This is a genomic window from Promicromonospora sp. NPDC090134, from assembly GCF_044746965.1.
In the GTDB taxonomy this organism is placed as follows: domain Bacteria; phylum Actinomycetota; class Actinomycetes; order Actinomycetales; family Cellulomonadaceae; genus Promicromonospora.
This window is the reverse complement of sequence record NZ_JBIVCZ010000005.1, coordinates 207,995-233,644: the sequence shown is the minus strand read 5'-3', so window position 1 is coordinate 233,644 and position 25,650 is coordinate 207,995. Positions and strand designations below refer to the sequence as shown.

General features: G+C 73.1%; 19 protein-coding genes. 3 read left to right on the top strand and 16 right to left on the bottom strand.

Going from position 1 to position 25,650, the window contains the following annotated elements:
• Positions 1-25: 25 nt before the first annotated feature.
• Positions 26-325 (bottom strand): SHOCT domain-containing protein, encoded by a 300-nt coding sequence (locus tag ACIPN7_RS15725; RefSeq protein ID WP_400543801.1) that lies wholly within the window; start codon positions 323-325, stop codon positions 26-28.
• The gene (locus ACIPN7_RS15720) at positions 325-807 is read right to left on the bottom strand and encodes a DUF6325 family protein (RefSeq protein WP_400543799.1); all 483 of its coding nucleotides are present in this window, start codon (positions 805-807) and stop codon (positions 325-327) included. Before ACIPN7_RS15720 ends, ACIPN7_RS15725 begins: the two co-directional genes overlap by 1 nt.
• Positions 808-954: 147 nt before the next feature.
• Between ACIPN7_RS15720 and ACIPN7_RS15715 the strand changes: the two genes are divergently transcribed.
• Complete coding sequence (locus ACIPN7_RS15715; protein ID WP_400543797.1) at positions 955-1,752, top strand: hypothetical protein; 798 nt, start codon at positions 955-957, stop codon at positions 1,750-1,752.
• On the opposite strand, the gene ACIPN7_RS15710 is transcribed toward ACIPN7_RS15715, so the two are convergent.
• The 4 genes from ACIPN7_RS15710 to ACIPN7_RS15695 form a co-directional block, all read right to left on the bottom strand.
• Positions 1,749-3,386, bottom strand: a complete 1,638-nt coding sequence (locus ACIPN7_RS15710) for an MFS transporter (RefSeq protein ID WP_400543795.1) — start codon at positions 3,384-3,386, stop codon at positions 1,749-1,751. The two genes, ACIPN7_RS15715 and ACIPN7_RS15710, sit on opposite strands and share 4 nt — an antisense overlap.
• 13 nt (positions 3,387-3,399) lie before the next feature.
• Positions 3,400-6,030, bottom strand: a complete 2,631-nt coding sequence (locus tag ACIPN7_RS15705) for a LuxR C-terminal-related transcriptional regulator (RefSeq protein WP_400543792.1) — start codon at positions 6,028-6,030, stop codon at positions 3,400-3,402.
• A gap of 154 nt (positions 6,031-6,184) precedes the next feature.
• Complete coding sequence (locus tag ACIPN7_RS15700; protein ID WP_400543789.1) at positions 6,185-6,889, bottom strand: SAM-dependent methyltransferase; 705 nt, start codon at positions 6,887-6,889, stop codon at positions 6,185-6,187.
• A gap of 87 nt (positions 6,890-6,976) precedes the next feature.
• The gene (locus tag ACIPN7_RS15695; RefSeq protein WP_400543786.1) at positions 6,977-8,377 is read right to left on the bottom strand and encodes a cryptochrome/photolyase family protein; all 1,401 of its coding nucleotides are present in this window, start codon (positions 8,375-8,377) and stop codon (positions 6,977-6,979) included.
• Positions 8,378-8,452: 75 nt separating this feature from the next.
• On the opposite strand from ACIPN7_RS15695, the gene ACIPN7_RS15690 reads away from it, so the two are divergent.
• On the top strand, positions 8,453-8,893 hold the full coding sequence (locus tag ACIPN7_RS15690; RefSeq protein ID WP_400543783.1) for an HIT family protein: 441 nt from the start codon (positions 8,453-8,455) through the stop codon (positions 8,891-8,893).
• A gap of 40 nt (positions 8,894-8,933) precedes the next feature.
• Here ACIPN7_RS15690 and ACIPN7_RS15685 read toward each other — a convergent pair whose 3' ends face one another.
• Both ACIPN7_RS15685 and ACIPN7_RS15680 read right to left on the bottom strand, forming a co-directional pair.
• On the bottom strand, positions 8,934-10,601 hold the full coding sequence (locus tag ACIPN7_RS15685; protein ID WP_400543780.1) for a FixH family protein: 1,668 nt from the start codon (positions 10,599-10,601) through the stop codon (positions 8,934-8,936).
• Complete coding sequence (locus ACIPN7_RS15680; protein WP_400543777.1) at positions 10,598-11,302, bottom strand: DUF1775 domain-containing protein; 705 nt, start codon at positions 11,300-11,302, stop codon at positions 10,598-10,600. The genes ACIPN7_RS15685 and ACIPN7_RS15680 overlap by 4 nt, the downstream gene beginning before the upstream one ends.
• A 181-nt stretch (positions 11,303-11,483) precedes the next feature.
• On the opposite strand from ACIPN7_RS15680, the gene ACIPN7_RS15675 reads away from it, so the two are divergent.
• Positions 11,484-11,708, top strand: a complete 225-nt coding sequence (locus ACIPN7_RS15675; protein WP_400543774.1) for a 4-oxalocrotonate tautomerase family protein — start codon at positions 11,484-11,486, stop codon at positions 11,706-11,708.
• A gap of 61 nt (positions 11,709-11,769) precedes the next feature.
• On the opposite strand, the gene ACIPN7_RS15670 is transcribed toward ACIPN7_RS15675, so the two are convergent.
• From ACIPN7_RS15670 to kduI, 8 genes are all read right to left on the bottom strand, one after another.
• Positions 11,770-17,526 carry a LamG-like jellyroll fold domain-containing protein gene (locus ACIPN7_RS15670; RefSeq protein WP_400543771.1) on the bottom strand — a complete coding sequence of 1,919 codons (5,757 nt, stop codon included), beginning with the start codon at positions 17,524-17,526 and terminating at the stop codon, positions 11,770-11,772.
• Between the two features lie 148 nt (positions 17,527-17,674).
• Positions 17,675-19,165 carry an aldehyde dehydrogenase family protein gene (locus tag ACIPN7_RS15665; RefSeq protein ID WP_400543768.1) on the bottom strand — a complete coding sequence of 497 codons (1,491 nt, stop codon included), beginning with the start codon at positions 19,163-19,165 and terminating at the stop codon, positions 17,675-17,677.
• A 59-nt stretch (positions 19,166-19,224) separates the two neighbouring features.
• On the bottom strand, positions 19,225-20,229 hold the full coding sequence (locus ACIPN7_RS15660) for an ABC transporter permease (protein ID WP_400543765.1): 1,005 nt from the start codon (positions 20,227-20,229) through the stop codon (positions 19,225-19,227).
• A gap of 2 nt (positions 20,230-20,231) precedes the next feature.
• Entirely contained in the window at positions 20,232-21,794 is a 1,563-nt protein-coding gene (locus ACIPN7_RS15655; protein ID WP_400543762.1) for a sugar ABC transporter ATP-binding protein, read from the bottom strand.
• A complete protein-coding gene (locus tag ACIPN7_RS15650) occupies positions 21,791-22,804 on the bottom strand; it encodes an ABC transporter permease (RefSeq protein WP_400544395.1) in 1,014 nt (337 codons plus the stop codon). The genes ACIPN7_RS15655 and ACIPN7_RS15650 overlap by 4 nt, the downstream gene beginning before the upstream one ends.
• 2 nt (positions 22,805-22,806) lie before the next feature.
• Positions 22,807-23,910 (bottom strand): sugar ABC transporter substrate-binding protein, encoded by a 1,104-nt coding sequence (locus tag ACIPN7_RS15645; RefSeq protein WP_400543760.1) that lies wholly within the window; start codon positions 23,908-23,910, stop codon positions 22,807-22,809.
• A 65-nt stretch (positions 23,911-23,975) separates the two neighbouring features.
• On the bottom strand, positions 23,976-24,767 hold the full coding sequence (gene kduD, locus ACIPN7_RS15640; RefSeq protein ID WP_400543757.1) for a 2-dehydro-3-deoxy-D-gluconate 5-dehydrogenase KduD: 792 nt from the start codon (positions 24,765-24,767) through the stop codon (positions 23,976-23,978).
• The gene (kduI, locus tag ACIPN7_RS15635) at positions 24,764-25,582 is read right to left on the bottom strand and encodes a 5-dehydro-4-deoxy-D-glucuronate isomerase (RefSeq protein WP_400543754.1); all 819 of its coding nucleotides are present in this window, start codon (positions 25,580-25,582) and stop codon (positions 24,764-24,766) included. Before kduI ends, kduD begins: the two co-directional genes overlap by 4 nt.
• Positions 25,583-25,650 lie beyond the last annotated feature (68 nt).

Here is a 25,650-nt window from a genome sequence, read left to right as displayed (position 1 = left end):
AGGGCCACGCCAGCCGGCAAGGACCTCAACCGGCGAGGAGCCTGGCTTTCTGCGCGCTGAACTCGGCGTCGGTGAGGACGCCGTCGTCCCGCAGCTTGCCGAGCCGTTCGAGCTGCGCGATGACGTCCTCCGACGCAGCCGGCGCAGGCGGCGGGGGCGCCGCGTAGGCCTGCTGCGGGGGCGCCGCGTAGGTCTCCTGCGGCGGCGGTGCCGCCTCCTGCTGCCCGGCCCAGCGGTTCGCCTGCCGCCGGGAGACCCGGTTGGACACCGCGGTCGCGGTACCTGCCACGACAGCGGTACGTGCCACACCTCGGAGAAGTCCCATCACGTCGTCCCTTCAGGCTGTGTCGTCGGTGTCGTCGACGGGGCCGTCTGCTCCGCCTCCAGCGCGTCGAGCGCCGCGACGACGTCCTCGACCGGGATGCGGCCCGTGGCGATCACCTGCGCCCCGGCCTCCCGCATGGCCGTCACGAACGGGCCGGCCCACGTGTTCTCGTACACGATGAGGCCGACGGCGTCGCCGGGGGCCACCAGCGCGACGCTCTGCGCCAGGTCCTCGTCGTCGAGCAGCCCGGAACCCACGCCCTCGAACACGGCGAGGTCGAGCGTGCCGTCGTGGTCCAGGTCGGTGAGCGCGACGGCCACGATGTCGCCCTCCTCGGTCCGTCTCGCGACCCGGAGGTCGAGGATCCGGATGATCCCGCGTTCGACGAGGTCCAGCAGCGCGGCCAGGCCCTTGCCCTGCAGCCTGCTTCCTGGGAACTCGACGGCAAGGTAGTCGATCGGTCCGACGTCCAGCTCGGTCATCTCCGGACCTCCTGCGGTGACGGGCGGATACAGCGGTTCCCACCAGACTCTGGCAGCACCAGGGGTGGTCGCGGCCCACCCCCACCGGGGTGGACCTGCGCCACCCGGTCCCGGGGCATGATCGGGAGACATACCCCGGAGGCCCCCATGTCCGCCATCCCCACGTACGACGCCGACCAGCTCGCCGGCATGCTCGCGATACTGCCCGACGTGGACTCGGTCGAGCTCAAGCTCACCGTCCCCGACGACTTCCAGCGCTCCGCCGTACGGGCCCTGGGCATCGACCCGCTGGACGCGGTCCTGCGCCAGGTCGCATTCGTCGACACCCCCGACCTGCGGCTCTCGTCCGCCGGGGTGGTGGTGCGCGCCCGGCGGACCCAGCGCAAGCCCGGCGACCTGACGGTCAAGCTCCGCCCCGCCATGCCGCACGACGTGCCCGAGGGCTACCGCGGCCACGACGGGTTCAAGGTCGAGCTGGACGCCTCGCCCGCGGGATACACCTGTTCGTGCTCGCTGACCGTCCAGGCGCCCGACCGCAAGGTACGCAAGCTGATGCTCGGCGCCCGCAGCGTCCACGGCCTGCTCGACGACGACCAGCGGGCCCTGCTGGGCGAGCGTCTGCCCGAGGACGTCGAGGTCGACGACCTCACCGTGCTCGGTCCCGTCAACCTGCTCAAGTGCCGGTTCCGGGCCGAGGGGTACGCCGGTCGCATGGTGGCCGAGCTCTGGGTGCTGCCCGACGGCACCCGCATCCTGGAGCTGTCCACGAAGGCGCCGCCGGCGCAGGCGTTCCAGACCGCCGCGGAGACCAAGGCCCTCCTGGCCGGCAAGGGCCTCGACCTCAGCACCCCGCAGGAGACCAAGACCAAGGCTGCGCTCGCCGCGCTGACCGCGCCGGGCGCCGGAGGCCCCGAGGCAGGCGGCCGGACCGAGGCAGGTGCCTAGCCTGAGGCCGCGCGGTCGTCCGGGGACTCGCGACTGCCCGCCGGGCGGGTCGGCAGCAGGCGGGTGAGGAAGATCGCGACGGCGGCCAGCACGGCGAGCACCCCGAGGCTGGTGCGCAGGCCGTCGACGCGCGCCGTCGCGTTCTCGTCGACGATGGCGTCGACCTGGTCCTCCGGCAGGCCGGCGTCGGTCAGCCCGTTGCGCACCTGGTCGTCGGAGAGGAAAGGAACCCCTCCTGCGAGCTGGACCGAGGCGGTCGCGGAAAGGTCGTCCGGCACGGCGGGATCGCCCTCGATCCCGAGGAGAAAGCTCGTGGTGAGGGCGGTGATCAGCACAGAGCCGGCGACGGCCGTGCCCAGCGAGGCCCCAAGGTTGGTCGCCGTGTTCTGCAGACCCCCGACGTCGCCGCTGAGCCGGTCGGGGACGGCGGAGACGGTGACCGCGCCGAGCTGGGAGGACAGGGCGCCCACACCGAGGCCGGCGAGCAGGAGGGGCAGGGTCACGATCTCCGGACCGGCACCCAGGTCGAGCGCCAGGATCAGCGCGATGATCCCGGCCATGAGGGCACCCAGGCCCACGGCGACCACCCGGCGTGGCGACGCGTTCGGCCAGAGCTTCGGGACGGCGACGGCCGCAGCGAGCAGCGCCACGGACAGCGGCAGCAGGCGGACGCCGGTCTCGAACGCGCTCAGCCCGAGTGCCACCGAGAGGTAGAGGGGGATGGTGAAGAACAGACCGGCCTGGAGCAGGAACTGGAACAGGAACATGACCAGGCCGCCCGTGAGCTGGGCGTTGCGCAGCAGCGCGACGTCGACGAGCGGCTCGCGACCGCGAGCCGTCCTGCGGGCTTCCCACCAGAAGAAGGCCCGGACCACCAGCAGGCCGACGAGGACCAGCCACAGCGTCGCCGAGATGCCGCCGACGGCGGGCGCGCCGGGCTTCGCCTGGATCCACCCCCACTCGCTCGACCGGAGCACGCCGAACACGACCAGGCCGAGGCCGATCGCCGCCAGCACGGCCCCCATGAGGTCGAACGGCATGCGCCCGCCCGGTGCCGTGTCCTTGATCCGCCGGGCCAGCACGAGGATCACCAGCACGACCACCACCTCGCCGGCGAACACCAGGCGCCAGGTCCAGTAGGTCGTGACCGCGCCGCCGATCAGCGGCCCGGCCGCGACGGCGATCGCTCCGGCGGAGGCCACCAGGCCGTAGGCGCGGGGTCGGCCGCCGGGCTCGAAGTTCGTCGCCACCAGGGCGACGATCGCCGGCATGATGAGCGCCGCGCCGAGTCCTTCCAGCACCGACCACCCGAGGATGAGCACCCCGAGGTTGGGGGCGAGCGCCGTGGTCAGCGAGCCCGCCCCGTAGATCACGCAGCCGAGCGCGAACGCCCTGCGGCGGCCGATCATCGTGCCGATCTTGCCGCCCGTGATCATCATGGTCGCCATCACCAGCGTGTAGAGGGTGATCGCCGTCTGGACCCCGGTGACCGTGGTGCCGACGTCCTCCGCGACCTGGGCGATCGAGACGTTCATGACCGAGCTGTCGAGGGTCATGAGGAACTGACCGGAGGCCAGTGTCGGCAGCACGATGCGCGACGCGGCGGCCGCACGGCCCGCACTGTCAGCAGTCATGGTGTCGTCTCGTTCAGCGCCGCCAGGCGCCCGCGGGCTGACCGCGCCGGGGCCGGTTCATCAGCGCCCGGGCCAGCTCGGCCGCCTCGGCGCGGGACCCGCAACCGAGCTTGCGGTAGATCACCTTGAGATGGAACTTGAGCGTGTTCACCGAGATGAACAGCTCGTCCGCGATCTCCCGCAGGCTGAGCCGGCTCGGGAGCATCCGCAGGATGCCGAGCTGCCGGTCCGTCAGGTCCTCGACCAGCTCGACCACCGCGGTCCCGGGCGGGGACGCGCCGGAGAGCGGGACGCGGCGCAGCCGGTCCAGCCAGGGCCGCGGCACCTGCCAGGCCAGCCGCTCGATCGCCTCGACGACCTCCGTGCCCTCGGACGCGACCGTCTGCACGAGGCCGTGCGCGGCGGCGAGCCGCACCGCACGCGACAGGGCGGCCTCGGCCTCGTCCGCGTCGCGGGTCGTGCGGCTCAGCAGCAGGTCGAGGAGCACGTGGTGCCGCACGCAGCGCGGGGTGGCCGCGCGCAGCGCAGAGTCCGCCGCCCCGACGTCGCCCTCGGCGATGAGCACGCGGGCCGTCTCGACGCCGCCCCAGAAGGGGTCGTCGACCTCGGCGGCCCAGCGTCCGGCGTCGTCGAGGCGGTTCTCGGCCAGGGCCAGCAGGGTGCCCGTGCGGGCCAGGAGCGTGCGGCTGCGGGGGCCCGTGAGCTCCGTGTCGACCAGCTCCGTGGCGTCGCCGAAGGCACGCTCCGCCGCCGCGCCGTCCCCGGAGTCGACCGCTGTTCGCGCCAGCTCCAGGGATGCCAGCAGCCGGCAGTGCGGCACCGGGTCGCACGGGGTCTCGACCAGGCGCGACAGCACCGGCAGCGCGGCCGACTGCTCCCCGATCTCCCGGTTGGCCAGGGCCTCGGCGACCATCAGCTCGGTCTGCGCCGTCGTCAGGCTCGCCGCCTCGGACACCTGCCGGGTGCCGTACACCAGACGCAGCGCCTCGACCGGACGGCCGGCGAGGGCCACTCCGAGGGCGCGCGTGGCCTCGAAGGCGATCCGTCGATCGGGTGCCGGGCCGAGGACATGGGCGACGCGGCGCACCTCCGCGCCGGCGTCGTCCCACCGCTCCGTCAGGGCGATCTCGCGGGCCACGAGGTTCCAGCCGAACTTGCACAGCGGGTCCGCCTGCCACCGGTCCCCGATCGTCGCGAGGGCCCACCGGGCGGACCGGGCCCCGGCACTCCAGTCGCCCGAGACCGTCGCCGACGCCGCACGGAGCATCTCCAGGCGCGCCAGCAGCCACGGTTCCCGCCCACCGTCCTTGTCCGCCTGCGCCACGACGGTGTGCACGGTCTGCACGAAGCCGTTCCGGTCCGCGAAGAGCTGGCACCACGCGAGGTCCGTGGCCGCGGCCGTGTCGATCGCCGCGGCGCTCGCCGGGATCGCGGAGAGCATGCGCCGGACGGTGGCTTCGCGCCCGCTGTCGTAGAGCTCGGGAACGCAGGACGCCAGCAGCCGGAGCGCCTCGCGGTCCTGGCCGGCGCGCAGCAGGTGCTCGAGCGCCGCAACTGGCTGCCCGACGTCCTCGAACCACCGCGCCGCGCGCCGATGGAGCTCTGCCACCCGCTCGGGATCGCGCCGGCCGAGCTCGGCCAGCAGGGCCTCCCGCACCAGCGCGTGCGTCTCGTACGCGCCGGAGGGCTCGATCCGCGCGGCGAACAGCCCCCGCTCCTCGGCCCGCTCCAGCAGCTCGGGGGCGTCGGGCCGGCCGGAAAGCACCCGGGCCAGGCCTGGCTCCACCCGGTCCACCACGGACACCGCCATCAGCACGTCGACGACGTCGGCGGGCTCACCGCTGAGCACCTCGTGCCAGACGTAGTCGCCGACGTAGCGTTCGACGTCGTCCTGCCGCGGCGCATCCGGGGCCGCGCGGGCATCGGCAGCCCGGGCCGCCAGCGCGGCGAGCTGGATGCTGGCGGCCCAGCCGCCGGCGTGGCGCGCGGCCCGGGCCACGCGCTGCGGCGGCAGGGCCGGGGCCAGCCGGGCCAGCATCTCGGTCGCCTCGTCGAACGAGAACCGCAGCTCGGGGAACCGCACCTCGCCGAGCAGCCCCCGCGCGCGCAGCCGGTCCACCGGGAGGGGCGGGACGTGCCGGCTGACCAGCACGACGCGCAGCCACCGCGGCAGGTGCTGGACGAACATCGTCAGCGACCCGCCCGCCACCGCCTCGTCCACGACCTCCAGGTCGTCGATCACCAGAACGCGCGGGCCGTACCGCCGCGACTCCAGGTCGTCGAGCAGCGTCCCCACGGCGTCGAGCAGCGCGTGCCGACGCCGGATCAGGTCGGCGGCGGGCTCGGCGCAGCCCGGGGCGATCCCGTCGAGCGCGGCGAGGATGCTCAGCCAGAGCTGCGCGGGGTCCCGGTCCGACTCGTCGACGGACAGCCAGGCATGGGGCAGGTCGGTCCAGCCCACCCAGTCGCGCAGCAGGGAGGTCTTGCCCGAGCCCGCCGGCGCGACGACGAGGGTGAGCGGCGACTCGACCGCGGTGTCGAGCAGCTCGATGAGCCGGGGCCGCCGCACGAGGTACTCGGGGTTCACGGCCGGCCGCAGCTTCGCCTGGTAGACGAGCATGTTCCCGCCGAACGAGTCGCTCATGTCCGACTCTCCTAGGTGCGCCTGACCGCCGTGTGGGCACGACACCACGCAGTCGACCACTCCCGCGTGCGGTGGCGTTCACCCGGTTCGGGCGAAGTCCCGGGGCGCACGGCGGACGGCGCCACCAGGCTCCCGTGCGCCCGGTCAGCCCCCGTCAGCGGCGGAACAGACCGGCGTTGAGGACGTCGAGCCCGAACGTGCCCTCGACTCCGGGCCGCACGCCCCGCACCTCGACCGGGTCCAACGCGCCGAAGACGCGCACCAGGTCCTCGCGGAGGAACGACATGCCGCCCGCGGTGTCACCACTCGCGAGGATCTCGGCGTCCGACGGCGCGGGCTGCTGCTCCTGGGCGAACGCGACGATGCCGTAGCGCCCGCCGGGGGCGAGCAGGGGCAGCACCCGGTCCAGGTAGGTGATGCGCCGGTGCGGAGCGATGTGGTGGAAGCAGCCGGAGTCGTGAACGAGGTCGAACGGGCCCGCGGGCAGCGGGTCGCGCAGCACGTCGAGCACCGTGACGGTCATGGTCGGCGGGAGCCCGGGCCGCGCGGCGTCGAGCACGGCCGCCGCCAGGTCGACGCCGACCACCTCGGCGCCGCGCTCCGCGAGCCACCGGCCGTTCCGGCCGTTGCCGCAGCCGACGTCGAGCACCCGGGCCCCGGCGAGTTCGCCCAGCAGCCCCCGCTCGGCCCAGTCGACGAGCGGCTCGTCGGGCAGGCCGGTGCTGAGCGGATGGTCCTCCCGCTGCAGCAGGGTCTCCCAGAACCCCGCCGACGCGGCACTCGTCCGGTCGCCCCGCGAGGTCGCCGCCACCTGCCGGTCGAGGAGCTCGAACAGGTCCTCCGTCGTCGAGATGCGCATGGTCCATCCTCCCCGCCGGAAGGCGGACCTGACCAGGAAAGACGTGCCCTCGCGCGGGGTCTCGGGCGGGGTTCCGGGCAGGCCCGGTCAGGATGTCGCGCGCAGGCTCTCCCGTGCCGCGCGGACGGCCTCGTAGCGGTCCAGGGCCTCCGCGCGCTCGGCCTTGTGGTCGACGACGGGTGCGGGGTAGCCGGCCGGCGGACCGTCCGGCAGCTTCCAGGGCTGGTGTGCGGCCTTGCCCGGCACGTCCGCGAGCTCGGGGACGTGCCGGCGCACGTAGGCGCCGTCCGGGTCGAACCGCTCGCCCTGCAGCACCGGGTTGAACACCCGGAAGTACGGCGCGGCGTCGGTGCCGCTGCCGGCCACCCACTGCCAGCCGTGCTGGTTGGAGGCGAGGTCGCCGTCGACCAGTCGGCTCATGAAGTGCCGGGCGCCCCACCACCACGGCAGGTGCAGGTCCTTGACCAGGAACGACGCCGTGATCATGCGCACCCGGTTGTGCATCCAGCCCTCGGCCAGGAGCTGCCGCATCCCGGCGTCGACGATGGGAAAGCCCGTGCGGCCCTCCCGCCACGCGGCGAACAGCTCGTCGGCCCCGGGCCCGCTGTCGGTGACCAGCGCGTCGAAGGAGCGGTCGTAGTTGCGGTGGGCGGAGTCGGGGCGCTGGTCGAGCACGTCGGCGTAGAAGTCGCGCCACGCGAGCTCGTTGCGGAACGACTGGGCGCCGTTCGAGCGCCTGGCCGCGAGGTCGGCGAGCAGGCTGCGCGGGTGCACGCAGCCGTACTTGAGGTAGACCGACATCCGCGAGGTCCCGGGCCGGTCGGGCCGGTCCCGGCCGTCGGCGTAGTCCTGGAGGTGGTCGCGCACGAACTCGTCCCAGCGCCGGTGTGCTGCCGCTTCCCCGGGCTCGGGCAGGTCGGCGTCGACGACGGGCAGGTCGGGGATCTCCGTTGCCTTCACGTCGACGGTCGCGGGGTCGATCCAGTCGAGGGAGCCGGCGTCGGTGTCCGCCGGGGCGCGCCACCCGTGGTCGGCCCAGGCCCGGCTGAACGGCGTGAACACGCGGTAACGGCCGCCGTCCCCCGACCGGACCCGGCCGGGCGCCACCGCATAGGGGGAGCCGGTGCGCACCAGCTCGCGACCCTGCTCGCCGAGCGCGCGCTCGACGTCGTGGTCACGGGCCTGACCGTAGGGACCGAAGTCGGCCGCGATGTGGACGGCGCCCGCGCCGATAGCGTCGGCCACCCGGGGCACGACGTCGGCCGGGTCGCCCTTCACCACGAGGAGCCGGCCGCCCAGGCTCTCGCTCAGGTCCCGCAGGCAGCCGTACAGGAACCACCGGCGTGCCGTGCCGGAGGGCTTGAGCAGGCGCGGGTCGAGCACGAACAGGGCCAGCGCACGGGCGTCCTGACCTGCGGCGAGAAAGGTGGGCTGGTCGGCGACGCGCAGGTCGCGACGGAACCAGATCAGCGCCGGGGCATCGGTCATGCCGCCCACCGTACGGGGGCCCGCCCGGGCTCGCGCCCTGGCCGACTCGCGCCCCGGCTGCCCTAGGGTCCACCTGTGCACAACCACGAACCCGCGGACTACGACTGCCCGTTCTGCGACTTCGCGGCGGAGCGCGAGGCCGAGGTGGTCTACCGCGACGACCGAGTCCTCGCGATCATCGCGCCCCGCTGGTGGCCGCGGAACGCCGGCCACGCGCTGATCATCCCGGTGGCCCACCACGAGAACCTCTACGACCTCCCGGCCGCCGACGGCCACGCGGTCTTCGACGTCACCCAGCGGCTGGCCCGCGCGATGCGCACCGCCTACGGCTGCGCGGGCGTCTCCACGCGCCAGCACAACGAGCCCGCCGGCAACCAGGACGTCTGGCACTTCCACCAGCACCTGTTCCCCCGCTACCCGGGCGACAACCTCTACGGGACGCTCCCGGAGCCGGACTGGCTCCCCGCCGACCGGCGCCGGGCTTACGCGGAGCGCCTGCGGGACGCGCTCGCCTGACGTCGCGCGGTGAGCACGAGTGCGGCGCAGCCCGCGCACGTCACGGCACGACGAACGTCACCGTGCGCACCGGGTTGTCGAACTCCGTGGTGCGCAGCGACACCTGCACCTCCCACCTCCCCGTGGTCGGCAGCACCAGGTCGCCCGCGTAGACGCCCGGGCCGAGCGAGCTGAGCGTCACCTCGCCGAGCTCCACCTCCTCGGACGCGAGGCTCATCCGCGGTGCCTCGTAGCCCTCCACGGGCTCGCCGGCGGCGTCGGTCATCTCGATGGTGAGGGTGGCGGGGCCGACGGCGAGGGGGGCCAGGGTGATCCGGGCCGAGATGTCGTCCAGCCGCACCGACTCCTCGGCGGTCGGGCCGCGCACCTCACCGGCGGTGACGGTCGTGCCGGACTCGGGGCTCCGGTCCACCAGGAAGCCCGTGACGACCAGGACCACCACCAGCACGGCGGCCTCCGCGAGCGCCGTCCGGACCAGCAGCGCGGCCGGCGCCGCACGGCCCTTGCGCGGTGCCGTCCGCAGGCGCGGCAGCAGGGCGAACCGGTTCCACGCGGCGATCCCGACGGCGGCCAGCGCGGCGAGGACCTTGACCAGCAGGAGCGTCCCGTAGCCGGAGTCGACGAGCGCGCTCCAGCTCCCGGCGACGCGCCAGGCCAGGACGGTCCCGGCGACCACGAGCACCGCCAGCAGCACCGAGGCCCAGGTGGAGAAGCGGCCGAGCACGACGGCGCCGGCGTCACCGCGCGCGAGGTCCCCGAGCACGAGCGCGACCGCCACGAGGCCGCCGAGCCACAACGCTCCCGCGGCCAGGTGCAGCACGTCCACACCGATCACGAGCGCCTCGGGGGTCGCGGCGCGGGTATGCCCGGTGAACGCGGGCGCGGCGAGGGCGAGCGCGCAACCGGCCAGCACCAGGGCGACCCGTCTCCGGTCGGGCGCCGCACCCGCCGGGAGCGACCAGGCGGCGAGCGCGAGCCCCGCGACCACGGCGATCGGGACGGCGTACTCGGCGGGCGCGAGCGCCGACCAGGTCGCGCCGTCGGTGATCGCCGACGCCGGCAGGCCGAGCTGGTAGAGCGCGACGAGCGGCACGGCCAGCCCCCAGCCGAGGGCGGCGACGCCGGCCGCCACGCGGGCGACGGGACGGAGCCGGGCGCGTGCCCGGTCGGCCGCGCGGTCGCGCGGGAGGAGCAGGACCACGAAGGCCGCCACCCCGGCGGCCCCCAGCAGGCCCACGTAGCCCACCCCGCGGACCACGCCGAGGAGGACGGGCGCGTCGGTGCCGGCGTCCGCGCCGGTCGGCACGTCCACCACCTCGCTGGGCGCCCCGACGGAGAAGCTCAGCGAGCCGCCGATCGGGTGCCCGTCCTCGGACACGAGCCGCCACACCACCACGAGCGTGCCGTCCGGGACCTGATCGTCGAGGTCGACGAGGAGCCGCGACGCGCGGACCGTCGCCGTGGACGCCACCTCCTCACCGGTCGCGTCGAACACCTTGATCCCTGCCGGGACCCCGATCACGGACTCGTTGAAGGTGAAGGTGACCCGCTCGGGGGCGGTGTCGAGCACCGCGCCCTGCACCGGGTCGGTGCTGATGAGCGTGGCGTGGGCCGCGGCAGGGCTCGCCGACCCGAGCAGGAGCGCCCAGGCGACGGCGAGCAGGAGCAGCCAGCCGCCGGCACGCCGCCCCGCGGTGCGGCGGCTCATCCGCGTCGGCGCTGCCGCAGCAGCACCGCCCCGCCCACCAGGACGCCCGCGGCCAGGAGCCCGGCGGCACCGTAGGTGACCAGCGGGCCGCGGGCCTCGGCGGTGGCGGGCTCCGCGGCAGCGGGCTCCGCGCTCGGCGCCGCAGAAGGCTCCGCGGCCGGTTCGGCGGCCGGGCTCTCGGTCGCCTCGGCAGCCGGCTCGGCGACGGGCTCGGCGTCACCGGCCGTCACCACGAGCACCGGCGCCGGCCGTTCGAGCGCGTCGTGGCCCTCCCCGTGCTCGGCGACCTCGGTCCAGGCCGCCTCCCCCACCTCGCACCGCTGGACGATCGGGAAGACGAGGGTCGCGCCGTCGTCGTCGGGCAGGCGCACGGAGAACTCGACCTCGGCGTGCTCCCCGTCCGGGAGCGGCTCGTCGGTCGACCAGGTCAGGCCGTCCGCGCTCTGCTCGACCGCCCAGCGGTCCGTGCCGGCGGCGGTCACGTCGGTGGCCTCCGCGGGGACCCGGACGGTGATCGCGGTCGTCGCCGACTCCTCGCAGCCGTGCGGGATCTCGACACGGAGCACGGCCGTGGCACCCGCCGCGGTGGTGGAGGGCGTGATGGTCACGTGGGCTGACGCCGTCGTCGTCCCGAGGGCCACGAGGCCCGCGGCGGCAAGGCCGGTGAGGGCCGCGCGACGGATCGTTGTCGTGCGATTCATGGTGACTCCTGGGAGTGGAGCTGGCCCGCACACCAAACCAGCCTGTCGAACTAGTGTCAAGAATGTGAACTGATGCGCGCACGACCATGGATTTCGGGGTGCGCTACGCGTACGGTGGTTCACGTCACTGAATCAAGGTCGCAGCCGTGAACTGCGGAGCGGCCGCCACCGGAGGGAAGACATGCCCAACATCACCGTCGAGCTGCTGCGCGGCCGCACGATCGAGCAGCGTCGCGACTTCGCCAAGGCCGTGGCCGACAGCGCCGTCGAGATCCTGGGTGCCCGCCGCCAGGACGTCCGCATGGTGTTCAGCGAGATCACCCCCGACATCGTCGCCAACGGCGGCGTGCTCGCCAGCGAGGACGAGAGCCGCGCCGGAGTGGTCGCCTCGCTGGCCGACGACTGACATCCAGTTCGAAGTGAATGGGGCCGGGCCCGGGGGACGTGTCCCCCGGGCCCGGCCCTTCTCACTTCACCCTGACCGTCACCCTGGTCTCCGCCGCGAGCGCCAGCTCGCTGCCGAGATAGGACGCCGTCAGCGTCAGGTCCTTCCCCTTGGGCTGGGCCACCTCGAACCGGGCGCGCCCGTTCTCGATGGTCCCGAGGAGGGTCTGACCGTCCTTCACCGCGAGGCGCACCTGCCCCGTCACCGGGACCTCGTTCGCGGCGGTGAAGGAGACCTCGACGGCCACCTTGTTGCCCGACTTCTTCGCGGTGATCTCCATGGTGGGCACCACCTTGTCGACCACCACCCGGACCTTCGACGTCGCGGCCTGGTGGTCGGCGTCGCCCGCATAGCGCAGGGTCAGGTCGTACACCCCTGGCTTCAGCGAGGTGGCCGGCAGGACGAGGGTTCCTCGCCCGTCCGCGACCGTGGCCGTCGCGAGGGTGGTGTCACCGTCGCGCAGCTCGACCGCACCCGTGGCCGTGTCCGGTGAGACCGCCACCGAGACCGTGCCCGCCGTGCCGTAGGTGATCGGCAGGGCCACACCGGCCACCGCCGTCACCGTCGGCGACTTCACCGTGACGGTCACCGTGGCCGCGGCGGAGAGGTCTTCCCCGTCGTCGGCCTTGTAGGTGAACACGTCCTTGCCGGAGAACCCGTCGTCGGAGGTGTAGGTGAACGACCCGTCCGCCTCCAGGGTGACCCGGCCGTTGGCCGGCTGCGTCACCGCGGTGGCGGTCAGCACGTTGCCGTCGGCGTCGGTGTCGTTGGCCAGCACACCCGGCGCCGGGAGGGTCAGCGGCTGACCGCCCACGGCCGAGTAGGCGTCGTTGCCCGCCACCGGAGCCGTGTTGACGGGCGGCTGCTCGCCCTCCTCCACCGTGATGGTCACCGTCGTCGCCGCGGACGTCGCCGCGCCGTCGGACGCCTGGTAGGTGAACGTGTCCGTCCCGAAGTACCCGCTGTCGGGCGTGTAGGTGAAGGACCCGTCCGCCTGCAGGACGACGTCGCCGTGCGCCGGCTGGGTGAGCCCGGTCGCGGTCAGGTCGTCGCCGTCGATGTCGGTGTCGTTCGCCAGGAGCCCCGGCGCCGCCACCTCCAGCGGCTCGTCCTGCACGGTCCCGTAGGCGTCGGCGGCACCCACCGGGGCCGTGTTCGACGCCGTCCCGGCATGGAGGTCGCCCACCTGCTCGGCGGTCAGCTCGTAACCGAACATCCGGAAGTCGTCGACCAGGCCGTCCCAGCGGCCGTCCGGCCAGCTGGTCCCGCCGATGAGGTTGGTCGTCGTCTGGCCGCCCACCCCGACGTCACCGATGGTGACGGTGAAGTCGTCGCGCGTGGCCTGGAGCTCGCCGTCGAAGTAGATCTTCCCGACCGAGCCGCTCTGCGTGAACACCACGTGCGTCCACTCGTTGAGCGGCAGGTCGTTGCCCTGGCCCAGGACCAGACGCTCCTGGGCGCTGCCCGGGGTGCCCGGCGCCTTGAACGTCGCCGCGAAGCCGGTTGCCCCGCTGGTCTGGGTGTTGGACTGGAGCAGGAAGAACGTGTCGGTGCTGCTCCCGATCTGCAGCAGCGGCACCCAGGTGGGCAGGGCGTCGGGGCGAGCCCAGATCGAGACGCTGAAGTCGTCCTCCATCCCGGCCTCGATGTTGTCCGGCAGCTCGACCTGGTTGCCCGTGCCCGACGCACCGCCGGGCAGGTTGACCGCCCCGCCGAACTTCCCGGCACCGGACCAGCCGGTCGACCCGGTGAGCGTCGCCGCCCCGACCGAGCTGTCCAGCCCGGTGTTGGCCGCCGTCGATCCCTGACCCTCGTCGAAGGTGTAGTGGATCGGCGTGCCCTCGCCGGGCGGCGGCCGCTCGACCGTGTGCTCCACGGTCTGCGCGGAGTCGCGCCACCCGTCGTCGGCGAGGAAGCGGATCTGCACGTCGTGGTCGCCCGGGGAGAGCGCCACGTCGGTGAACTCCACCGCGCCGGAAACGACGTCGACCTGCCCGCCCACGCGGGCGCCGTCGACCCACAGCTCGGCGACGCCCGTGGGGGCCCCGCCGCTCGCGGCCGCGAAGGCGCCCGAGACGGTGACCGGCGCGCCGAACGGCGACGGGGAGCCCGGCTCGACCGTGACCGTGGTGGTCGTGGCGAGCGCGCTGCCGTCGGCGTACAGGGCAGCCACGGCGTCGTCACCGAGCGCCGAGGTGTAGACCCGGACGTCGTCCATGAGGCCGTCGTAGGCCGGGTCCGGGAAGCCGTTGCGCCCCAGCCAGTTGTTGGCCGTCGGCCCGACGTCGGTCATGTCGATCGTCAGGTCGTCGCGGGACGCGATCGGCTCGCCGTCGAGGTAGAGCGTGCCCGTCGCACCCTGCCGGGTGAACGCGACGTGGTTCCACTCGTTCACCGCCACGTCCTGGGTCGGCGTGGCGTAGACCCGTTCCTGCAGCGCGGCGCCCTTGGCCTTGAACGTCGCTGCGAGCCCGGTAGCACCGGCGGCGTTGGTCTGCATCTGGATCTGGAAGAAGCTGCCCGCCCCCTCCAGCCCGTCGCCGAGGTGGAACAGGCCGGTCCAGCCCGTCCTGGTGTCGGGCCGCACCCAGAACGAGGTGGTGAAGCTCTCCTCGCCCTGGAGCAGGTTGTCCGGCAGGTCCACCGCGTTGGCGTTGCTGCCGCCGCTGAGGTCGAGGGCGTCGCCGAACACGCCGTTCTCGCTCCAGCCGGTCGTCCCCGTGAGCGCGGCTGCGCCCACGGAACCGTCCGTGCCGGTGTTGGCGGCCCGGGTGCCGGAGCCCTCCTCGAACGCGTAGTGCACCGGGACGTCGGAGGCGCCCGCATCGGAGCCCACGATCACCAAGTCGTCGATCATGACGCCCGCGCCGGAGTCCCCGGCGGAGAGGGTCAGGTCCTGCGACCGTGCCCCGGCCACGAAGGTCCCGACGTACGTGCCGAACGCCGTCTGCGACGAGAGGTTCGACCCCGCCGACAGGGTGGTCGACAGGTCACCGACGGAGAGGTCGGCGGTGCCGGGTGCCGTGCCGGCGGACCGGCTGTCGCGGGCGTAGCGCAGCGAGACCCGGTACTCGCGGCCCGGGTCGAGACCCTTGACCGTGCGGGTCAGGCTGCCCTCGCTGCCCACGGCGAGGTGGTAGCCGGTGAGGCCGAGACCACCCTGGCTGGGCGCGGCGGCGCGGACGAGCTGGACCTCGCTGTCGACCTCCCAGGGGGACATGCGGCCGTTGCCCGGCTCGACGTCCACGACGGCGGGCGGGTTGGCGGAACGCCACTCCGCGGGCAGGCGGGGGTACTCGAGCTGGTCGACCAGGTGCGGCGCCGGGGCATCCATCTCGACCTCGGGATCGATCTGGAAGATGTCGGCCACCGACGGCGTGCCGTCCTCGTCGAAGACGAAGAGCATGTACGCACCGGGCGGGGCGTACGTGCCGTCGACCGGGCTCTCGACGGTGAGGGTGTCACCGTTCTGGGCGAACGCCAGGTCCTGGAAGTTCTGGTCGTTGTTGAACCCGTGCGTCACCGAGCCGTTGCGGACCAGGGTGACCCGCGAGACGTCGACGTCGGCCTGCACGTCGAACGTGCCGTCGTAGCCGACCTTCTCGGGAACGCCCGTGACCTCCGGGCGCACCGCCGGCTCGTCGCCGTCGAACAGGTACGACGGGGAGTAGAACTCGACGTCCGTGTAGTTGCGCGGGCCCGGCGTACCGCCGCCGCCCACCATCAGGCGGCCGTCGGGCAGGAGCAGGGCGGTCGAGTGGTACAGACGGGCGTGCTCGTAGGGCACGTCCACCGTGGTCCACTCGCCCGTGTCCGGGTCCCAGATCTCGGCGGTGGTGACGTAGCCACCGTTGCCGTTGTTGTCGCGCGAGCCGCCGGTGACGATCACGTCGCCGTCGGGCAGCACCGTGGACGTGGCCCAGTGCCGGGCGTACTGCATCGGCTCGGTCGCCTCGACCACGGGCGCGTCGGTGCCGCCGGTGATGTCGACGGTGAAGCCGGCACGGGCGCCGTCCGGACCGCCGCCGTTGGCCCACCAGCCGCCGCCGACCTGCAGGATCTTGCCGGGGCGGTACATCGTGGCGGTGGACGTGGCGCCGACCGGGTTGCCGAGGCCGCCCTGGTTCGCGACGTCCGCGGGCAGGGTGCCCCGGAGCGTCACCGCACCGTCGCCCGAGGGGTCGAGCTCGTACATCTGGGTGCCGGTGATGTTGAAGACGTTGCCGTTGCCCGGCGCGACGAACGCGCGCGGGTACCACCAGCGGTTCTCGTCGGGCCCGTTGCCGTTGCCGCCGTCGCCGTACGCGGCCGCGCTGGTGGCGCCCTCCAGCAGCTTCCAGGAGCTGCCCTCGTCCGGCGTGTAGATCTCCGGCGTGAGCACGCCGGGGCCGCCGGGGCCGCCCTTGAGGCTGCCACCCTGCACCACGACGGATCCGTCCGGCAGGGTGGTGCCCGTGGGGTACCAGCGCGGGTAGTTCATCGGGGCCTCGTTGCGGAGCCCCTGGTTGGTCGTGTAGCTGGTGACGCCGATCGCGGCGTCGTTGGGCGCGTTGCCGCCCAGGCCGTCGTCACCGCCGACCGTCATCGTGGCCCGCCGGTGCGGCATCTGGACCTGCATCGAGCAGAACAGGTCGGTGTACGTCGAGTTCGTGACGATCCCGTCGTTCACGTTGGCGGTCGTGCGTTCCTCGGTCGGGTCCCAGACGTCGATCTCCATCTGGCCGCCCTGCACGACGCACGAGTTGCCGCCGAAGTCGTAGGGCGTGTTGTCGGTGCAGCCCGAGGACACGCTGCCGAACGACTGGACCTTGCCGTCGGACGTCAGCGCCGCGTTGATCGGCACCAGCGGCCACGGGGTGACCCCGCTCCAGGCGCCCTGCTCGGCCTTGTCCGGCGGCGAGCAGTCGGCCGGGAGCAGGCCCGCGGTGTAGGCCAGGCCGTTCTTCATCTGGGTGCGGATCGGGGCCTCGGCGTACGCCGTGCCCTCGTGCCCCATGCCCGAGTACCACGACCGGCCCTCGTCGATCTCCTGGCACCAGGTGATCGGGTGGTTCGTGCCGTTGTTGCCGCCGCCGTACGACGACTCGTCGGCGTTGAGCAGGGTGCGCACGTTGGGCGCCGGGTTGACCAGCCAGTCGTACCACTCGTCGCTGCGGGTGAACTCGGCCGGCAGCCCCTGGGTCAGCGGGTGCGAGGTGTCCTTGACCACCACGCGCCCCGGGCGCACCGCGGGGTTCTCCGGGTGGCCCTCGGACGCCGCGCCCACGAGCCGGGCGTAGAACGGGTTCACGTCGTGCTCGCTCTGGCCGACCGACCAGCCCGCGTAGTGCAGGCCCAGGTAGCCGCCGCCACCGCGGATGTAGGCCTCCAGTGCGGCGCGCTGGTCCACGTTGAACAGCACGCCACCGGTCTGGGCGAACGCGATCGTGTCCTTGGTCGCCAGGTTCGCCGTGGTGAACGCCGCGGGGTCGTCGGTCTCCTGGATCTCGACCGGCTGGTCGTACTCGACGCCCAGGTCCGCGACCAGGTCGCGGATCGCCTGGCGGGCCTGGACGTGCGAGGCGTGGAAGTTGGACTTGTAGAACAGCAGCACGCGCAGCACGCCGTCGTCGACGGAGCCCGGCGCGGCCTGCGCGGGGGCCGCCGCCGCGGGGGCGGCCTGGGCGACGCCGCCCAGGAAGGGCACGACCGCCAGGGAGGCGGCGAGCACGGCCGCCAGGCGTGCTCGGCGGGAGCGACGCGCGTGGTGGCGCCGGTCAGGTCTGCGTAACAGGTTCATCGTTGATCCCTTTTCGCACGGTTCTCATGGACATGAAGGCAGCCCGGACGGCCGATCCCCCGCACTGGGGTCGGCCGCCCAGACCTGTCGCCGGGTGGTGCTGTATTCGGTACTCGGTCCGCGCGGCGTCAGCGCCCGCGGCGCGGGCTCACCGGAGCTCGGCGATGACCGTCTTGAGCTCCGTGTAGTCGTCCAGCCCGAACGAGCCCAGCTCGCGGCCCCAGCCGGACTGCTTGAAGCCGCCCCGCGGGAGGGTGACGTCGTCCGCGTGCCAGGTGTTGAGCCAGACCGTGCCGGCCCGCAGCCTGCCGCCGACCCGGTGGGCCGTGCTCAGGTCGCGCGACCACACGCCCGCGGCCAGGCCGTAGACCGTGTTGTTGGCCGCCGCGACCACCTCGTCCTCGGTGTCGAACGGGATGGCGGTGATGACGGGCCCGAAGATCTCGTCGGTCTGGACCGCCATCTGCTCGGTGACGTCGGTGATGAGCGTCGGGGAGAAGAAGTAGCCGCGGTCGGCGGCCGGGCCGGGGCTGCCCGCGGCGATCGTGGCGCCGTCGGCGACCGCGCCCCGCACGTAGCCCATGACCTTCTCGTGCTGCTCCTGCGAGACCAGCGGCCCCATCGTGGTCGCCGGGTCGAACGCGTCGCCCACCCGGATCGCCTTGGCGGCCGCGGCCACACCCTCGATGACCTGGTCGAACACCTCGCGCTGCACGTAGAGGCGCGAGCCGTTGACGCAGCACTGGCCCTCGTTGAAGTAGCCCGCCAGGGCGGCGCCTGCGATCGCGGCGTCGAGGTCGGCGTCCGCGAAGATGATGTTGGGCGCCTTGCCGCCCAGCTCCAGCGACACCTTCTTGAGGTTCTTCGAGGCGCCCGCGGCGATCTTCTTGCCCACCTCGGTGCTGCCGGTGAAGGCGACCTTGTCCACGCCGGCGTGGTCCACCAGGGCGGCGCCCGCGTCCCCGAACCCGGGCAGCACGTTGACGACGCCGGCCGGGAGCCCCGCCTCCAGCAGCAGCTCGCCGAGCCGGAGCGCGGTGAGCGGCGTCTGCTCGGCCGGCTTGAGCACCACGGTGTTGCCCGCCGTGATCGACGGGATGATCTTGAAGGCGGCCATCGTGAGCGGGAAGTTCCAGGGCACGATGCCGGCGACGACGCCGATCGCCTCGCGGCGCGTGTAGGCGTGGAAGTCCCGGCCGGGCACCGACATCGGGATGGTCGTGCCTTCCATCTTGGTAGCCCAGCCCGCGAAGTAGCGGAACAGCTCGGCGGCCACGCCGACGTCGCCCCGCGCCGACGCGAGGCTCTTTCCGTTGTCGAGCGACTCGAGCTGGGCGAACTCCTCGGTGCGCTCCTCGATCATGTCGCCGATGCGCCACAACAGGTGCGAGCGGTCGCGCGGCGTCATCCGCGACCAGGGCGAACCCTGCTCGAAGGCGTTACGGGCGGCGGTGACCGCCCGGTCGGCGTCGACCGCGGACGCCTGGGCCACCTGGACCAGGACCTCCTCTGTCGCGGGATTCACCGTCGCGAAGGTCTTGCCGTCCTTGGAGTCGACCCACTCGCCGTCGATCAGCAGCTGCTTGGGCGAGGACAGGAACGAGGAGACGGCGGGCAGGAGAAGGGAGTTCTCGGACATGGGGAGCCTTCCGGGGTGTCGGGGTTCTCAGGAGTTGTTCGGGGCGAGGTGGGCCGCGGCTACTTGATGATCAGCACCTTCGACCGGTCGAGGGTGAGCGCGACGGCGGCGACGATGATCGCGCCGTAGAGGATCTGCTCGTAGGCCGACGGCACGCCGACGATCGGCAGCCCCACCCGCAGCAGCGTCACCACGAGCGCCCCGGCCAGGCTGCGCCAGAGCGAGCCGTGGCCGCCCGTGATGGCGGTGCCGCCCACCACGATGGCGGCCACCGCGGGCAGCAGCAGATTGTCCGCCATGGTGGGGCTACCGCTGAAGTTGCGGGAGACCAGCATGACGGCGGCCAGGCCCGCGCAGGCGCCGGAGACGGTGAACGCGGCGACCTTGACCAGGTCGACCGGCGCGCCGCCCAGGCGGGCCGCCGACTCGGAGTAGCCGGTGGCGCGGATCCAGGCGTCGAGCGGGGTGAACCGGAGCACCAGGGAGACCGCCACCACCACGAGCAGCGCGACGAAGAAGGACATCGGCACCACGCCGGCCACGTAGAGCGTGAGCCAGTGGGTGGCGTCCCGGTCGACCACCCGGATCGGGCCGGCGTCCGAGATCACCAGGGCGATCGCGGTGAAGATGCTCATGCCGCCGAGCGTGACGATGAACGACGGGATGCGCAGCAGCACGTGGGCGACGCCCTGGAGCGCGCCGATCGCGCCGGTGGCCGCGATGATCGCCAGGGTGGTGAGCCCGCCGAGGTCGGGCAGCCACAGCGCGAAGAAGACCGTCGCCAGGGAGCACAGCGCGGCGATCGACAGGTCGATGCCGCCGCACAGGACCACCAGGGTGGCGCCGGCGGCGAGCACGACGAGCGGTGCCGACGTGCGGACCGCGGCCGTGAGGCTGCTGGCGGTCAGGAAGCTCGGGTCGGCGATGGTGAGCGCCGCCAGCAGCACGACGAGCGCGATGACCGGCATGAACGACGTGAGCCGCTGGGCCGTGGTCGGCCGGCCCTTGGCGGTGGGCTCGGAGGCCGGCCCGGGGGCCGGCTGGGTGAGGACTGGCGTGGACATGCTCAGACCATCTCCTTGACGAGGTCGAGCGGAGTCGGCTTGCTCCCCGTGGGAGCGGCGACCTCCGTGGTCGCGCGGCCATCGCTCATCACGATGATCCGGTCGGACATGCCGATCGCCTCCTCGAGGCTGTCGGCCAGCAGCACCGTGGCCACGCCGCTGTTGGCGAGCTCACGCATGAGCCGGTACACCTCCGAGCGCGCCCCGACGTCGAGGCCGCGGGTGGGGTGGTCGAGCAGCAGCAGCCGGACGTCGCCGGCCACCAGCCAGCGGGCCAGGACGACCTTCTGCTGGTTGCCGCCCGACAGACGCTGGATCGCGGTGCCCCGGTGCGGGGTGCGGATCGAGAGCCGCTCGATCCACGTGTCCACGAGCGTCGCCTGCTTGCGCGGCCGGACCACGGGTCCGGTGCAGCGGGCCTGCTGCTTGGTGAGCGTCATGTTGTCGGCCACCGACATCGGCCCGACCATGCCCTCGGTCTTGCGCTCGGCCGGGACGTACCCGATGCCCGCGGCGCAGGCCGCGCGGGTGCCGGACAGGTCGAGCCGCTTGCCGTCGAGCACCACCTCGCCGGCCGTGGTGGGCTCGGCGCCGAACAGCGCCCGGCACACGTCCTCGCGGCCGGAGCCGTGCACGCCGACGATGCCGACGATCTCGCCGGCGTGGACGTCGAGGTCGACGCCGCTGAACGTCCTGCCGGACAGGCCGCGCACCTCGAGCCGGGGACGGCGAGGCTCCTCGGACCGCTCGGCGGCGCCGTCGTGGTAGTGGTCGTCGGACCCGGTCGAGCCGATCATCATGCGGTGCAGCTCCGCCGGGGCCGCGCCCTCGGCGGGCACCTCGCCCACCGACTGGCCGCCGCGCAGCACGGCGACCCGGTCGCACACGTCGAGCACCTCGTCGAGCCGGTGCGAGACGAAGACGACGGACGCGAACTCGCGCAGCCGCCGCACCTGGGTGAAGAGGGTCTCGATCTCCTTGGACTCCAGCACGGAGGTGGGCTCGTCGAGGATGATCACCGGCGGGTGCGAGGTGCGCTCCTCGATGCGGAGCACCTTGGCGATCTCGACCATCTGCCGGTCGGCGAAGCTCAGGGTGTCGGTGCGCGCGAGGGGGTCGATGTGCGACCCGATCTTGTCGAGCTGCTCCTGCGCGAGCCGGCGCATCGTGCCCCAGCGGTAGATGCCCCGGCGCACGCCCGGTCCCTCGCTGCCGAGCACGATGTTCTCGGCGGCGGTGAGGTTCGGCACGAGCGACTGCTCCTGGAACACCATGCCGATGCCGTGGTCGGCGGCGTCGACGACGCTCCGCAGGCGCACCTTCTCGCCGCGCACCCAGATCTCGCCGTCGTCGGGCCGGACCAGCCCGACCAGCGCCTTGAGCAGCGTGGACTTGCCCGCGCCGTTCTCGCCGGCCAGGCCGAGCACCTCGTTCTGGCGCACCACGAGGTCCACGCCGTCGAGCGCCTTGACGCCCGGGTAGTGCTTGACGAGCCCGCGCACCTCGAGGGCGTGCCGGGGTTCCGGCACGCGGGGCGCGGACTCTGTCCGCAGGTTCGTTGTCACTTGGTCACCTGGTTCCTACGACGCTGTGGGATGACGGCGGCCGCGACGGCCGCGACGACGATGAGGCCCTGGACACCGCCCTGCCAGTACGGGCTCACCCCGACCTGGACGAGGCCGTTGGTCAGGACGGTCACCAGCAGCACGCCGACCGTGGAGTGGAGGATGCCGCCGCGGCCGCCGGTGAGCAGGGTGCCGCCGACGACGGCGGCCGTGATGGCCGAGAAGTCGTAGCCCTTGCCCGCCTGGACCAGGCCCGCGCCGAGCTGGCTGGTGACCAGCACGCCGGCCAGGCCGTAGAACGCGCCCGCCATGGTGAAGACCGCCACCTTGAAGGGCGCGACCCGCACGCCGGAGAGCGACAGCACCTCCTCGGCGCCGCCGATCGCGAAGGCGTACCGGCCCAGGCGCGAGTAGCGCTGCACCAGAGCGCCCAGGACGACGCAGGCCAGCGCGATCCAGGTCAGGTGGGCCAGGCCGAGGAACCGGTCGACGGCCCAGCCCTCCAGCATCGGGTCGGTGACGTTGGGCTGGACGCCCGCGAACAGGAGGGTGGCCACGCCCAGGCCCACGGCGGAGACGCCGAGGGTGGCCATGAACGACGGCACCTTGAGCACGACCAGGGCGAGCCCGCTGAGGCAGCCGAGCGCGGCGGCCAGCAGGACCGCCACGGCGACCCCGAGGAGCCCCCAGTCGTTGTCGTTGCGGTTGTTGGCGACCAGGAGGGCGACCGTGATGGCGGACGCGCCCATGATCCCGGGGGCGGACAGGTCGATCGAACCCATCATCAGCACGAAGCTGATGCCGATGGTCACGACCGCGAGGACCGCCGCGGCGTCCAGGACGTTCTGCACGTTGGAGAGCGTGCGGAACCCGGGGCTGAGCACCGCGAAGATCGCGAAGATGACGACGAGCGCCACCGGCGGTCCCGCGTCCCGCAGGGACACCCCCCGCCGAGGCCGGGGGCGTTGCGCGTGCACGACGTCGGAGTCGGCTTCGGCGGGGGGTGCCATGGTCACGAGATCGCGCCCTGCGACCGGCTGAAGAGGTTGTCGCAGGCGAAGTCGGCCTCGTCGGTCTCCGGGGAGACGAAGTCGGCGACGTTGTCCTGCTGGATGAGGAACTGCTCGGCGAACCAGGCGCGGTCCTCGTCGGCGATGTCCTCGACGGCGAGCTCGCCGGTGGCCACGCAGTAGCCGATGGCCAGGCCGATGCCGCCCTGCCAGGGGCCGTCGCTGGAGACGGTCGCCGTCATGGTGCCGTCCTCGATCGCGGTCAGCGCGTCCGGCACGGCATCGATGCCGACCACGGCCACGTCGTCCCGGCCGGCCTGCTGCAGAGCCTCGAGCGCGCCGAGCGCCATGTCGTCGTTGGCGGCCCAGATGCCCTTGACGTCGTCGCCGTGCTTGGTGAGAAGGGTCTTGGTGACCTCCAGCGCCTCCGCGCGGGAGAAGTTGGCGGTCTGGTCGTCGAGCAGCTCGACGTCGGGGTTGGCCGCCAGCGACTCCTCGAGCCCGGCGAAGCGGTCCTTGGCGGCGCCGGTGTCCAGGATGCCCTGCAGGGCGATGATGCCGCCCGAGCCGCCGATCGCCTCGGCCAGGGCGTCGCCGATCTGCTTGCCGGACTCCACGCCGTTGTAGGTGATGTGCGACAGCCAGGAGTCGTAGTCGGTGACGTTCAGGTCGGCCGGCTTGTTCCACTGGGTGACGAGGTAGGCGCCGGCCTCCTCGGCACCCTCGACGATCGGCGGGGTGTCGGAGTCGCCGTTGGGCAGGATGTTCATGACCAGGCACTCGGTGTCGCCGGCGAGGAGCTGGCTGATCTGCTCCTGCTGACGCGTCGAGTCACCGTCGTAGGTGAGCCGCTCCTGGGTGAGGCCGACCTGCTCGGCGAAGGCGTCGCCGCCGTCGAGCCACGAGGCCTCGTAGGGGTTGGACTCGTTGCGCACCTGGCCCACCAGGGTGACGTCGGCGGGGTCGCAGGCGGCGCCGCCCTCGGCGGTGCCACCGCCGCCCCCGGCGGCCGTCTCGGTGCAGCCCGTGAGCGCGGCGGCCGCCAGGGCGACGCCGAAGACGGCGGCCGTGCCTCGAGCGGCTGTGTGTCGAGAGGTGAACTTCATTGTCGTTTCCTCGATTTCGTTCGGTGCCGGTGTCCGGCGGTGGAACTGTTGTGGGACGGACGGGCTCAGCGCGCCAGCCAGCCTCCGTCGACGGCCAGGACGTGGCCGTTGACGTAGTCGGCAGCGGGCGAGCTGAGGAAGACAGCCGCTCCGGCGACGTCCTCGGCGGTGCCCCAGCGGCCGGCCGGGATCCGTTCGAGGATGGAGCGCGAGCGGTCCGCGTCGTCGCGGAGCGCGGTGGTGTTGTCGGTGACCATGTAGCCCGGCGCGATCGCGTTGACCTGGACGCCGTGCGGCCCCCACTCGTTGGCCAGCGCCTTGGTCACGCCGGCGACGGCGTGCTTGCTGGCCGCGTAGGACACCACCCGCAGGCCGCCCTGGAAGGACAGCAGGCTGGCGATGCTGACGATCTTGCCGTGGCCTCGTTCGACCATCGGCCGGCCGAGCTGCTGGGTCAGGAAGAAGAGCCCGTTGAGGTTGACGTCGAGCACGCGCTGCCAGGAGTCGCGGCTGACGGCGACGGAGTCCTCGCGGTCGATGATCCCGGCGTTGTTGACCACGATGTCGATCTGCCGCGAGCCTGTCAGCTCGGCGCCGACCCGCTCGACCGCGTCGAGGTCGCTCACGTCGAGGTCCACGACGTCGGCCTTCGCGCCGAGCGCGAGGACCTGGTCGCGGGTCTCGTCCTGGTTGCCGGGCCGGCCCAGCAGGACGACGTCGGCCCCCGCGCGGGCGAGGCCGAGCGCGACCGCGCGGCCGAGGCCGCGCCCCGCACCGGTCACCGCGGCGCACCTGCCGTGCAGGTCGAAGGGTGAGCGGGCCTCGCCGGCGGAGGCGGCGGCCGGGCCGGTCGTCACAGGTCCTCCAGCGCCACGGGGCTCAGGTCGGTGTAGACGTTGTTCTCGCCGGCCATCGCCCAGATGAAGGCGTACGACCCGGTGCCGGCTCCGGCGTGGACCGACCACGGCGGGGAGATGACGGCCTCGCGGTTGCGGAGCACGAGGTGGCGGGTGGCGCCGGGCTTGCCCATGAAGTGGAAGACGCGGTCCTGCTCGTCGAGGTCGACGTAGCAGTAGATCTCCGTGCGACGGTCGTGCAGGTGCGGCGGGAAGGTGTTCCAGACCGAGCCGCTGGCGATGACCGTCACGCCGAACTGGAGGACGGAGGTCTTGAGCTCCTGACCCCAGGCGTAGCGGAAGAGGTTGCGCTCGTTGGCCGCCTCGGCCGAGCCCAGCGCGACCGGCTCCACCTCGCTGTGGCTGAGCGCCTGGGTCGGGTAGGTCGCGTGCGCCGGGGCGGACACGAAGTAGAAGGCGGCGTCGGCACCGCCGAAGGACACCTCGCTCCCCCGGCCCACGAAGAGGCCGTCGAGGTGCTCGAGCTCGTACTTCTCGTCGTCGACGACGACGTGCCCGGCCGCCCCGACGTTGATGATGCCCAGCTCCCGGCCCTCGAGGTGGGACTCGGTGCCCAGCACGTCGGACCAGGCCGGCAGCGCGAGCTCGGCGGTGCCGGGGACGGCGCCGCCGATGACCAGCCGGTCGTCGTGGGTGTAGGTGCCGTGGACCTCGCCGCTCACGAAGAGGTCGGGGACGAGGAAGTTCTCCCGCAGGTCCGCTGTGGTGGCCGTCTCCGCGCTGGACGGAGATGTCGAGTATCGAACCTGGATCACGTAGCTGCCCCTCGGTCGGTCCGCGAATCGCGTTCGTCTGTGAACTGCGTTCGTCTATGTGAACTGCT